Below are 10,025 nucleotides of genomic sequence, written 5' to 3'. Positions count from 1 at the left end.
CGGAAATCGTGCTCGACCGCAAGGTCTCCGACAAGCGCATCTTCCCGGCGCTCGATGTCGGCAAGTCCGGCACGCGCAAGGAGGAACTGCTCGTCGACAAGGACAATCTCGCCAAGATGTGGGTCCTGCGCCGGATCCTCATGCAGATGGGCACGGTCGATGCGATGGAGTTCCTGCTCGACAAGATGAAGGATTCGAAGACCAACGAGGATTTCTTCGACTCGATGAACCAGTAGGACGAAGGGAACCGTGTCCGACCGATGATCGATCTCTTTTCCCTGATCCATATCGCCAGCGATGCGGCACAGGGCGGACTCGGTTCGCCGGCCGAAATCTGGCGGGCGATCATCCATGACTTTTCCAACCTGGACGAGCCCGCCGCCCTGGCGGCGTTCGGCCAGGTGGTGCTCATCGATCTCGTCTTTGCGGCGGACAATGCGATCGTCGTCGGCGCGCTCGCGGGCGGCCTGCCGGCGGAGCAACGCCGCAAGGTCATCCTGATCGGCATCGGCGCGGCGCTCGTGTTGCGCATCTTCTTCGCGCTGATCGTCAGCGTCTTGCTCGGCATTGTCGGACTGATTCTCGCGGGCGGCCTGCTGCTGCTCTGGGTCTCCTGGAAATTCTGGCGCGAGCTGCGCCATGAGGGCGAATCCACGGGCTCGGCGGAGATCGAGGGCGACGAACATTCGGGCCTGAAACCCGCGCGCAGCTTCTGGGGTGCGGTCTGGGCCGTGACCGCCGCCGACGTGTCGATGAGCCTCGACAATGTACTCGGCGTCGCCGGCGCGGCGCGCGAACATCCGGGCATTCTCGTCATCGGGCTGTTGCTGTCGGTGGCGTTGATGGGCCTCGCAGCCAATATCATCGCGCGCTATATCGAGCGCTACAAATGGATCGCCTATATCGGGCTGCTGGTCATCCTCTGGGTCGCCGTGCGGATGATCTACGAAGGCACGATCGACCCCGAGATCGGCTTGATGACGCTGTTCGGCTAGCTCGGGTCGCGCGCGATCAGCAACCGGTTGCGCGGATAGTCGATGATGAAGCGCCGGTCGGCGAGAACGTCGGCGCTCAACAGCATCGCCGGGCCGCGGCCGATCTCCAGCGTGTCGAAGACCGCGAGATCGGTGATGCCGACGCGCGAGTTACCGAAGCCCATGTCGCCGATCCGGAACCGGCTGATCTCGATCTGGTTCATATCCTGCACATGGCCGGACGCGCCGGTGATCGCCTCCCGGGAATCGCTGTCGGGAAAGAGCCGCAACCCCAGCCGGCGCGCGGCTTCGCGATTGACGATGTTCTGGACGGCGCCGGTGTCGAACAGCGCGGGCATCCGGACCCGGCCGACCGAGACCGGGACGATCAGCAGGCCGTCGGCGCGCTCGTGGAACGGGACGACCATCCAGCCGCTCGCGCCCCGCAAAAAGTCGGCGCGTCGGTCGAACAGGCGCAGCCGCTGGCCGGGCAGGTCGAACTCCACGACATGCTGCCGCAATATGTCGGCGCCGATCAGCCCGTCCGCCTCGACCGGCGCGGCGAGGCGCGGAAAGCTGTACGCGCCGAGCCGGCGATATTCGCGCGCGCCGAGCCGGAGGCTGGCCAGCTCGAAATATTCGATGGCGCTGTTGCCCGTGGCGCCCGCGAGTTCGGCCGGTTCGCCGCGCCCTGCCAGTCCGAGCCGCGCGATCGTCTCGTCGGTCAGTATCGTTTCGCTGGCGGCGGTATCGACGATGAAGCGCGCATCGATGGTGCCGTTGAGCGTGACATCGACCTGGGGCAGGCCGAGCCACGGGGTTGCGATGGAAAGGCTGGTGACGCGCTGCGCCGGACTGGCGGTTGCCGCGCAGAGCGCGAGAATCAGGACGAGAACACGCATCATCATGGTCTTCGGGTGGATCGAACCGGGTGAATAGCCGTTGAATGACAAGGGTTAACCGGTCAGCCCGCCTGTTTCTCGAGTTGGGCGGCCATCATCTTCCAGAGCATGTTGATCGCTTTCAGCGGCCGGACCATGACCTTGAAATCGTCGATCAGGCCGTCCGCGTTCCAGTGGATGATATCGACGCCGTTGATATGGATTCCGTCGAGTTCGGCGGTGAATTCGAGCATCGCATCGTCGCCGTCGACGATCATCCGCACATAGTCGAAGCTGCCATTGCCGAATACGGTGTCGGCGGCGCTCAGATAGGCCGTCGTGAGGTCGATGCCCCGCTGCGGCGTGTGGACGACGGGGGAATGAAAGGTCGCGTCCTCGGCGAGCAGCGGACGAAGGCTGTCGACGCTCCGGTCTCCCTCCATATGATCGAGCCAGCGCTGCAGGCGGGGATCGGCGCTCATCCGAGATGGTCCGCGAAAAAGGCTTCGGTCCGGCTGTCGGCAAGCCTGGCCGCCTCGTCGTTCCGGCGATTGCCGAATTCGGTCGCGAAGCCGTGGTCGAGCCCTTCATAGTCGTGCAGCGTGACCTTCGGGTGGTCGTCCAGCCCCTCGTGCATCGCGGCCTGCGCCTCGGCGGGGACGAATCCGTCGGCGGTCGGAATATGGAGCATCAGCGGATGCGCGATCGCGTGCTTCTCGCCGAGCAGGCCGTCGATGCCGACGCCGTAATAGCCCACGCTCGCATCGATATCGGTGCGAGCGGCGGTCATGAAGGCGAGTCGGCCGCCCAGGCAGTAACCCACGCAGCCGACCTTGGCGCGCGTCTCGCCGCCGATCTCGTCGCGGGCGGCATGGATCGTGGCCTCGATATCGCGCACGCCCTGGTTCTGATCGAATTTGCCCATCAGATCGAGCGCGGTCTGGAACTCGCTTTCGACATCCGGATCGAGCTCGACGCCGGGTTTCAGCCGCCAGAAGAGATCGGGCGCGAGGGCGAGATAGCCCTGGCTCGCCCAATGGTCGCACTTGGCGCGAATGCCCGGGTTCACGCCGAAAATCTCCTGGATGACGATGATCGCGGCCGTCGCCTCGCTGTCCGGCGCGGCGCGATAGGCGCCGAACATCTCGCCGCCGCTCAGTGTCGGGATTTTGGTCATGCTGCCCATGGGCTGGTCTCCTGCCTGTTCTCGTGTGTCAAAAGAAAACGCTTGGTCGATATGCCCGCGCCGCCCGAATAATAGCCGATCTTTCCGCCCGCCGCGATCACGCGATGGCAGGGCACGACCAGCGGCAGGGGATTGTGGCTGCACACCCGGCCGATGGCGCGCGGCCCGGAATCGGCGCGGCGCGCGACCTCGCCATAGCTTTGCACCTCGCCATAGGGGATCGCCATGACGGCGGCGCGCAATTCGTTGCCGCGCCTGGTCGAGGCGGGCGCGAGCGGCAGGTCGAACCGGAGCAGCTCGCCGGCGAAATAGGCTTGGATCTGGCGGGCGGCTTCCCTGAGCAGGCGATGGTCGGTCGTGTCGGGCTCGGCCGTCTCGCCGAGCATATTGACCGATACCAGCGCATCATCGCTGGCCGAAAGCGCGATGGCGCCGATCGGGCTGGCAATAATATGGCAGGTCATGGACGGGGTTTCGCGCATTGCGTATGGAAAGGCCAGCATTTTGCGGCCAGCAGCTAAGGAGCGCCCAATGAAAGTCACCGTCGATGTCGATTGCACGCCCGAGGAGGCGCGCCGCTTTCTGGGGCTGCCGGACCTCACGCCCGTGCACGACCTCTATCTCGACAAGATGAAGGAGACGATGGAGGAAGGGATCACGCCCGACACGATCGAGAAGCTGATGCGCAGCTGGGGCCCGATGAGCGAGGCGGGGCTTTCGATGTGGACGCGCTTCTTCGACCAGATCGGCGGCGCGAAGAAGTGACGCACATGCCATGGCGTTGACCGGGGACGACGGCGCGACGATCTTTGCGCTGTCGACGGCCGGGTTGCCGAGCGCGATCGCGATCATCCGGCTGAGTGGGGCCCTAAGCGGCCAGGCGCTCGAGGCGCTGACCGGCCGGACGTTCGCGCCGCGCCGGGCATCGCTCGCGCTGGTGCGGAGCCCTGAAGACGGCGAACCGGTCGACCGGGCGCTCGTACTCTGGTTTCCCGGTCCCGATACCGCGACCGGCGAGGATATGGCGGAATTTCACGTTCACGGAAGCCGCGCAGTGGTCGCGAAACTCCTCGATATGTTGGCGGCGATGCCGGGGTTGCGGGCGGCCGAAGCCGGAGAATTCACCCGCCGCGCCTTTCTGAACGGACGCATGGATCTGTCGGAGACCGAAGGGCTGGCCGATCTGCTGGCGGCAGAAACCGAAAGCCAGCGCCGCCATGCGCTTGCGATGGCCGAAGGCGGGCTGGCGCGGCATATCGCCGGCTGGCGCGAACGCCTGCTGATGGCCGAGGCGCGGCTTGAAGCGGTGCTCAATTTCTCCGACGAGGGCGATGTCGAGGAGAATGACGAAACGTTCGCGCTCGATCACGTTCGCGATGTTCACGGTGAAATTCTGGCCGTCCTCGCCGTTCCGCCGGCCGAGCGGCTTCGGGACGGAATTCGCGTTGCGCTCGCGGGACCGCCCAATGCCGGCAAGTCGACGCTGTTCAATGCCCTGGTCGCGCGCGAGGCCGCAATCGTCTCGCCGACCGCAGGGACGACCCGCGACGTGATCGAGGCGCCGGTCGAGATGGACGGCCTCGCCTTCCTTTTCAGCGATACGGCCGGACTGCGCGAAAGCGGGGACGCGGTTGAGGACGAGGGGGTGCAGCGCGCGCGGCGCACCTCGGAGACAGCCGATATCGTCTTGTGGCTAGGGGAACCCGGCGCGGCGCCCGAGGGGGGCGATGTCGTGATCCTTCATCCGCGCGCGGACGAACCGGGCCGGGAGACGAGGCCGGGGGCTGCGGCGCTCGCCATATCGGCGGAGACCGGGCGGGGAATGGAGGAGCTGAGGGCGCTGCTGCTGGAGCGTGCCCGCGCGATGCTGCCCCGCGAGGACCAGCTCGCGCTCAATCACCGGCAGCGCCAGGCGCTGCGCGAATCTGTGGCGGCGCTGGAGGATGCGGCGGCGGGAGACTGGATTTTGCTCGTCGAAGCGATCCGTCAGGCGCGATCCGTGCTCGACCGGCTGAGCGGCCGGGGCGGCGTGGAGGACATGCTCGACGCCTTGTTCGCGCGGTTCTGCATCGGGAAGTAGCGGCGGGTGTTTCACGTGAAACATCTTGGACTCGCCGAACCGCCCTGATAAAGGCGCGCCATGGCAGAAAACGGGACCAGCGAGCGATACGACGTGATCGTCGTGGGCGGCGGCCATGCCGGCTGCGAGGCGGCGGCGGTGGCGGCGCGGATCGGCGCGCGGACGGCGCTCGTCTCGATGCGGCGCGACATGATCGGGGCGATGTCCTGCAATCCGGCGATCGGGGGCCTCGGAAAAGGGCATCTGGTCCGCGAGGTGGACGCGTTCGACGGAATGATCGGCCGCGCGTCGGACGCCGCCGCGATTCATTACCGGATGCTCAACCGCAGCAAGGGAGCCGCCGTCCGGGGTCCGCGGATTCAGGCCGACCGCACGCTCTACCGCAACGCGATCCATGAGATGTTGGCCGGAGAGCCGTTGCTCGAGATTGTCGAGGGCGAAGCGACGGCGCTCGATCTGTCGGACGACGGCCGGACCGTCCGCGGCCTCGTCCTCGATGGTGGCGGGAGGGCGATCGCCGCGTCCTCGGTTGTTCTGGCCACGGGGACGTTTCTCGGCGCAAAGCTCCATTTCGGAATGGATAACCGGGCCGGTGGCCGGGTTGGCGAGCGCGCCGCGACCGCGCTCGCCGAGCAGCTCCAAGCGGCCGAACTGCCGATGGCGCGGCTCAAGACCGGGACTCCACCCCGCCTCGACGGACGGACCATCGATTGGGCGGGTCTCGAGATCCAGCCGTCGGACGGGGACGGCTGGACTATGGCGTTCGCAACGGAGCGGCGGATCAACCCGCAAGTCTTTTGCGCGATCACCCGCACGAACCGGCGTACGCACGATATCATCCGCGGCGCGCTCGACCGGTCACCTCTGTTCTCCGGCGAGATCCAGGGACAGGGACCGCGCTACTGTCCGTCGATCGAGGACAAGATCCATCGGTTCGGCGATCGCGACGGACACCAGATTTTCCTCGAGCCCGAAGGGTTGGACGATCCCAATGTATATCCGAACGGGATCTCGACATCGCTTCCGGCCGACGTCCAGCTCGACTTCCTCCGCACCATCGACGGGCTAGAGCGCGTGGAGATCGCGCAGCCCGGCTACGCGGTCGAATATGACCATGTCGATCCGCGCATTCTCGACCATGATCTCGGCGTCCGGACGATGTCCGGCCTTTATCTCGCCGGACAGATCAATGGCACGACGGGCTATGAAGAGGCGGCGGCGCAGGGCCTCGTGGCCGGCATCAACGCGGCGCGCTGCGCGCTCGATCGGGAGCCGGTCAGGTTCGATCGCGACGACAGCTATATCGGCGTGATGATCGACGATCTCGTCCTGCAGGGCGTGACCGAACCCTATCGGATGCTGACGGCGCGTGCCGAATATCGTCTGCGGTTGCGGGCGGACAATGCGGTCACGCGGCTGTCGGACAAGGCGGCGGCGTGGAACTCCCTCGGCGACGACCGGAAGAGGCTTGTGGCGGAAAGAACCGCGCAACGGGCGATCGTCGACGATGCCATCGGGCGGCGTATCGCCGCCGACCGGATCGAAGGCGCCGGACTGCCGATCGGCCAGCATCGCGAAACCCGAACCCTGGCCGAGTGGCTCAGGCTTCCCGGCGCCGATGCGCGGATGCTGCGCGCGATCGATCCGCGGCTCGAACGGGTCGCTGAGGCGATAATCGACGAGGCCATAGAGGACGTCCGCTATGCGCCCTATCTCGATCGCCAGGCCGGCGAGATTGCGCGGGTTAACGCGGACGAGCGGGTTCCGATACCCGTCACGCTCGACTATGCGTCGATCGCGGGCCTCTCGAACGAGATGGTCGAGCGGCTGGAGCGCGCCCGCCCGGCCACGCTCGGCGAAGCGGGCCGCGTTCGCGGAATCACGCCCGCCGCCCTTGCCGCCATTCTCGTTCATTCCCGCAAGCGCGCTGCCTGACGGCGATGGATGCACGCGACGTCAAGAAATGGATGACGGAGAGCCTGGATGTTTCACGTGAAACACTGGAACGGCTCGATCTGTTCGTCGCCCTGTTGCTCGACGAGTCCCGGCATCAAAACCTGATTTCTGCTTCTACGATCGAAAGCCTCTGGGATCGCCATATCCGGGATTCGGCGCAGCTGCTCGGCCTCGTATCGCGGGCGCAGCAGAACGGACGCTGGATGGACTTGGGCTCGGGGCCGGGCTTGCCGGGCATCGTGTTGGCGATCATCGGCGAAATGGACATGACGCTGGTGGAGGTTCGCGCGCGCCGCATCGCCTTTCTCCAACTGGCCCGCGAACGGCTCGATCTGGGGTCGCGTGTGCGCATCGAGGGCCGGAAACTCGAGCGCGTCGATACCGCGCCCCATGACGTCATAACCGCGCGCGCCTTCGCCCCGCTGCCGAAGCTCCTCGCCCTTTCGCACCGTTTTTCGCACGCCGAAACGCAATGGCTCTTGCCAAAGGGCAAAAGCGCGCAAGAAGAACTGGAAGAGGCGCGGCGAACATGGCAGGGTGATTTCGCGCTTGTGCCGAGTCTGACCGATGAACGCGCTTTCATCGTCACGGCGCGTAACGTGAGGCCCGGGAGACGTTCATGATCCGCATCGCGATTGCCAATCAGAAGGGCGGGGTTGGCAAGACGACGACGGCGATCAATCTCGCAACTGCGCTGGCGGCTTCGGGCTGGAAGGTCCTGCTGCTGGATCTCGACCCCCAAGGGAACGCGTCGACCGGCCTTGGGATCACCCACGATCAGCGGCGGCTGTCGAGCTACGACCTGCTGACCGGCGAGGCGACTGTGGAAGAGGCGGCGATCGCTTCGCGCGTTCCGCGGCTCGATGTCGTGGCTGCCACGGTCGACCTGTCCGGCGCGGAGATCGAGCTTGTCGACTATGAAGCGCGCACGGAGCGCCTCAACATGGCGCTCGCCGACGCGCCCGCCGGCCGTTGGGATATCTGCCTTATCGATTGCCCGCCCTCGCTGGGCCTGCTGACGATCAACGCGCTCGTCGCTGCCCCGTCGCTGCTCGTGCCGCTGCAGTGCGAATTCTTCGCGCTGGAAGGACTGAGCCAGCTTTTGCAGACGGTTGAGCGGGTGCGAGAACGCTTCAATCCCGATATATCGATCTTCGGCGTCGTCCTCACCATGTACGATCGGCGCAACAATCTGTCGGGCCAGGTGGCCGAAGATGTCCGCGCGGTGCTCGGCAAGCTCGTGTTCAAGACGGTGATTCCGCGCAATGTCCGCCTGTCCGAGGCGCCGAGCCACGGCCTGCCGGCGCTGATCTACGATTATCGCTGCCCGGGTTCGGAGGCCTATATGGCGCTCGCGCGCGAAACCATCGCCCGACTGCCCAAAAAGGCGAAAGCCGCCTGAGAGAGAGGCCTATGACCGACGGTAAGACCAGCAGCAAAAAGGCACCGGCCCGAAAGAAGCCCAGCGGTCTCGGTCGCGGCCTTTCGGCGCTCATGGGCGAGGTCGAGAAGGAAGCGTCGGTCACCGCCGCGCCGGACGAGGGCGCCGTGCAGATGGCGCCGGTCGGCAAGATCGCGCCGCATCCGGACCAGCCGCGCCGCCATTTCGACGAGGAGGCGCTTGGCGAGCTGGCACGTTCGATCGAGGCGCGCGGCATGATCCAGCCGATCGTCGTCCGGCCGCATGGCGCGGGTTTCCAGATCGTCGCCGGCGAACGGCGCTGGCGGGCGGCGCAACGCGCGCATCTCCACCAGGTCCCCGTCATCGTTCGCGATTTCGACGATGCCGAAACGCTCGAGATCGCACTGGTCGAGAATATCCAGCGCGAGGATCTGAACGCGATCGAGGAAGCCGAAGCCTATAAGCGGCTGATCGACGATTTCGGGCACAGCCAGGCGGCGCTCGCGCGGCTCGTTCACAAGTCGCGCAGCCATGTGGCCAATCTGCTCCGGCTGCTCGACCTGCCGGACGCGGTGCGTGCGATGGTGGTGTCGGGCGAACTCGATATGGGCCATGCGCGCGCGATCATCTCCGCGCCCGACGCCGAAGCGTTGGCGCGGCTGATCGCGGCGCAGGGCCTTTCGGTGCGCGACGCCGAAGCGTTGGCGCGCCGCGCCAAGCCGGGCGGGGACGTCCGGTCCAAGCAAAAGGCGGCGAGCGAGCGCGATGCGGACATCGTCGCGCTCGAACGCCAGCTCAGCGAGGCGGTCGGACTGTCGGTTGCGATCGATTATGACGGCAAAACGGGAACGGTGAGCGTGGCCTATCGTTCGCTCGACCAGCTCGACCTGATCTGCCAGCGCCTTTCCGGCGAAAAAATCTAGATCACAATGGCTTAGCGCAGTGTCCGCGCCTTGCGCGCGATTGCGAACAGTTCCTCGTCGGCGGCGACCAGACCGGGACCGCCGGTGCTTTTAAGCGCGCGTTCGGCGTTGCTCGCACGCTCGATCGCTGTCGCCAGCGCGCCGCTGTGCCAGCGCTCGACCTGGTCGGTGATGACCGCCTTGTCCTTCCAGAAGATCGCGCGGCCCGCCCTGGCGATCACCGATTGCGCGCTGTTGCCCTGTTCGACCTCGGCGCGGAGCTTCGCGAGCAGCAGCAGCCGCCGCAGGATAGCCCGCAGGAGCGGGATTCCGACCATCCCCTCGCTCGCCAGTTGCGTGAGTTCCCGGTCGAGGGCGGGCAAGTCGCCCGACAGCACGACGTTGGCGAGGCGGGTGAGATCGCCTTCGTCGGCATTCGCGCCGAGCGCGTCGAGCGCGTCATGCTCGATCCGCCGCGGCCGGTCCGGCGCGGCATCGAGATAGAGCGCGAGCTTCGCGAGCTCGCTCGCCAGGATCGCCCGGTCGCCATGGCAGCCGCGGGCCAGTCGCTGGGCAACATCCGGCGCGATCTGGAGCCCGGCATCCTGGCCCATCTCGATCACCAGCCGGTCGGCGTCGCGGCC

The 10,025-nt window shown here is 66.4% G+C and carries 11 protein-coding genes and 2 pseudogenes; 8 read left to right on the top strand and 5 right to left on the bottom strand.

Translation table 11 applies throughout. The features are described 5' to 3' along the window. Nucleotides 1–236 (top strand): annotated as a pseudogene (locus ACTS1X_RS08675) (transcription termination factor Rho); the annotation flags it as partial. A 24-nt stretch (nucleotides 237–260) separates the two neighbouring features. Further along, nucleotides 261–995: a TerC family protein gene (locus ACTS1X_RS08670; RefSeq protein ID WP_442613990.1), complete on the top strand. Its 735-nt coding sequence runs from the start codon at nucleotides 261–263 to the stop codon at nucleotides 993–995. On the opposite strand, the gene ACTS1X_RS08665 is transcribed toward ACTS1X_RS08670, so the two are convergent. The 4 genes from ACTS1X_RS08665 to ACTS1X_RS08650 are packed head-to-tail and all read right to left on the bottom strand — an operon-like array spanning nucleotide 992 to nucleotide 3,505. Next, the gene (locus ACTS1X_RS08665; RefSeq protein ID WP_442613989.1) at nucleotides 992–1,882 is read right to left on the bottom strand and encodes an aspartyl protease family protein; all 891 of its coding nucleotides are present in this window, start codon (nucleotides 1,880–1,882) and stop codon (nucleotides 992–994) included. The genes ACTS1X_RS08670 and ACTS1X_RS08665 overlap by 4 nt on opposite strands. A gap of 56 nt (nucleotides 1,883–1,938) precedes the next feature. Further along, nucleotides 1,939–2,337, bottom strand: a complete 399-nt coding sequence (locus tag ACTS1X_RS08660) for a nuclear transport factor 2 family protein (protein ID WP_442613988.1) — start codon at nucleotides 2,335–2,337, stop codon at nucleotides 1,939–1,941. After that, the gene (locus ACTS1X_RS08655) at nucleotides 2,334–3,041 is read right to left on the bottom strand and encodes a dienelactone hydrolase family protein (protein ID WP_442613987.1); all 708 of its coding nucleotides are present in this window, start codon (nucleotides 3,039–3,041) and stop codon (nucleotides 2,334–2,336) included. The genes ACTS1X_RS08660 and ACTS1X_RS08655 overlap by 4 nt, the downstream gene beginning before the upstream one ends. Beyond that, nucleotides 3,029–3,505 carry a methylated-DNA--[protein]-cysteine S-methyltransferase gene (locus ACTS1X_RS08650; RefSeq protein WP_442613986.1) on the bottom strand — a complete coding sequence of 159 codons (477 nt, stop codon included), beginning with the start codon at nucleotides 3,503–3,505 and terminating at the stop codon, nucleotides 3,029–3,031. Before ACTS1X_RS08650 ends, ACTS1X_RS08655 begins: the two co-directional genes overlap by 13 nt. A gap of 67 nt (nucleotides 3,506–3,572) precedes the next feature. Between ACTS1X_RS08650 and ACTS1X_RS08645 the strand changes: the two genes are divergently transcribed. Genes ACTS1X_RS08645 through ACTS1X_RS08620 form a run of 6 tightly spaced genes read left to right on the top strand, consistent with a single transcriptional unit; the run spans nucleotide 3,573 to nucleotide 9,402 of the window. Beyond that, nucleotides 3,573–3,806: a DUF6489 family protein gene (locus ACTS1X_RS08645; RefSeq protein ID WP_442613985.1), complete on the top strand. Its 234-nt coding sequence runs from the start codon at nucleotides 3,573–3,575 to the stop codon at nucleotides 3,804–3,806. Between the two features lie 10 nt (nucleotides 3,807–3,816). Further along, nucleotides 3,817–5,121, top strand: coding sequence for a tRNA uridine-5-carboxymethylaminomethyl(34) synthesis GTPase MnmE (gene mnmE, locus ACTS1X_RS08640; protein WP_442613984.1), 1,305 nt, complete (start codon nucleotides 3,817–3,819; stop codon nucleotides 5,119–5,121). A gap of 60 nt (nucleotides 5,122–5,181) precedes the next feature. Continuing rightward, nucleotides 5,182–7,056 carry a tRNA uridine-5-carboxymethylaminomethyl(34) synthesis enzyme MnmG gene (gene mnmG / locus ACTS1X_RS08635; RefSeq protein WP_442613983.1) on the top strand — a complete coding sequence of 625 codons (1,875 nt, stop codon included), beginning with the start codon at nucleotides 5,182–5,184 and terminating at the stop codon, nucleotides 7,054–7,056. A 5-nt stretch (nucleotides 7,057–7,061) separates the two neighbouring features. Next, on the top strand, nucleotides 7,062–7,700 hold the full coding sequence (rsmG, locus tag ACTS1X_RS08630; protein ID WP_442613982.1) for a 16S rRNA (guanine(527)-N(7))-methyltransferase RsmG: 639 nt from the start codon (nucleotides 7,062–7,064) through the stop codon (nucleotides 7,698–7,700). Next, a complete protein-coding gene (locus tag ACTS1X_RS08625; protein WP_442613981.1) occupies nucleotides 7,697–8,479 on the top strand; it encodes a ParA family protein in 783 nt (260 codons plus the stop codon). Before rsmG ends, ACTS1X_RS08625 begins: the two co-directional genes overlap by 4 nt. An 11-nt stretch (nucleotides 8,480–8,490) precedes the next feature. Next, nucleotides 8,491–9,402 (top strand): ParB/RepB/Spo0J family partition protein, encoded by a 912-nt coding sequence (locus ACTS1X_RS08620; protein WP_442613980.1) that lies wholly within the window; start codon nucleotides 8,491–8,493, stop codon nucleotides 9,400–9,402. Between the two features lie 11 nt (nucleotides 9,403–9,413). Here the strand turns inward: ACTS1X_RS08620 and ACTS1X_RS08615 are convergent. After that, nucleotides 9,414–10,025: pseudogene (locus ACTS1X_RS08615) on the bottom strand (DNA polymerase III subunit delta); the annotation flags it as partial.

Source organism: Parasphingopyxis sp. (assembly GCF_052168275.1).
Taxonomy (GTDB): Bacteria; Pseudomonadota; Alphaproteobacteria; order Sphingomonadales; family Sphingomonadaceae; genus Parasphingopyxis.
The sequence above is the reverse complement of the archived record's forward strand: the minus strand, read 5'-3'. Positions and strand labels throughout refer to the sequence as shown.

What these genes read in the sequence shown, in the direction of transcription:
- mnmG (WP_442613983.1), top strand. Translation starts at nt 5,182, where the DNA reads ATGGCAGAAAACGGGACCAGCGAGCGATACGACGTGATCGTCGTGGGC.
- ACTS1X_RS08625 (WP_442613981.1), top strand. Translation starts at nt 7,697, where the DNA reads ATGATCCGCATCGCGATTGCCAATCAGAAGGGCGGGGTTGGCAAGACG.
- ACTS1X_RS08665 (WP_442613989.1), bottom strand. Translation starts at nt 1,882, where the DNA reads ATGATGATGCGTGTTCTCGTCCTGATTCTCGCGCTCTGCGCGGCAACC.
- ACTS1X_RS08620 (WP_442613980.1), top strand. Translation starts at nt 8,491, where the DNA reads ATGACCGACGGTAAGACCAGCAGCAAAAAGGCACCGGCCCGAAAGAAG.
- rsmG (WP_442613982.1), top strand. Translation starts at nt 7,062, where the DNA reads ATGGATGCACGCGACGTCAAGAAATGGATGACGGAGAGCCTGGATGTT.
- mnmE (WP_442613984.1), top strand. Translation starts at nt 3,817, where the DNA reads ATGGCGTTGACCGGGGACGACGGCGCGACGATCTTTGCGCTGTCGACG.
- ACTS1X_RS08670 (WP_442613990.1), top strand. Translation starts at nt 261, where the DNA reads ATGATCGATCTCTTTTCCCTGATCCATATCGCCAGCGATGCGGCACAG.
- ACTS1X_RS08660 (WP_442613988.1), bottom strand. Translation starts at nt 2,337, where the DNA reads ATGAGCGCCGATCCCCGCCTGCAGCGCTGGCTCGATCATATGGAGGGA.
- ACTS1X_RS08650 (WP_442613986.1), bottom strand. Translation starts at nt 3,505, where the DNA reads ATGACCTGCCATATTATTGCCAGCCCGATCGGCGCCATCGCGCTTTCG.
- ACTS1X_RS08655 (WP_442613987.1), bottom strand. Translation starts at nt 3,041, where the DNA reads ATGGGCAGCATGACCAAAATCCCGACACTGAGCGGCGGCGAGATGTTC.
- ACTS1X_RS08645 (WP_442613985.1), top strand. Translation starts at nt 3,573, where the DNA reads ATGAAAGTCACCGTCGATGTCGATTGCACGCCCGAGGAGGCGCGCCGC.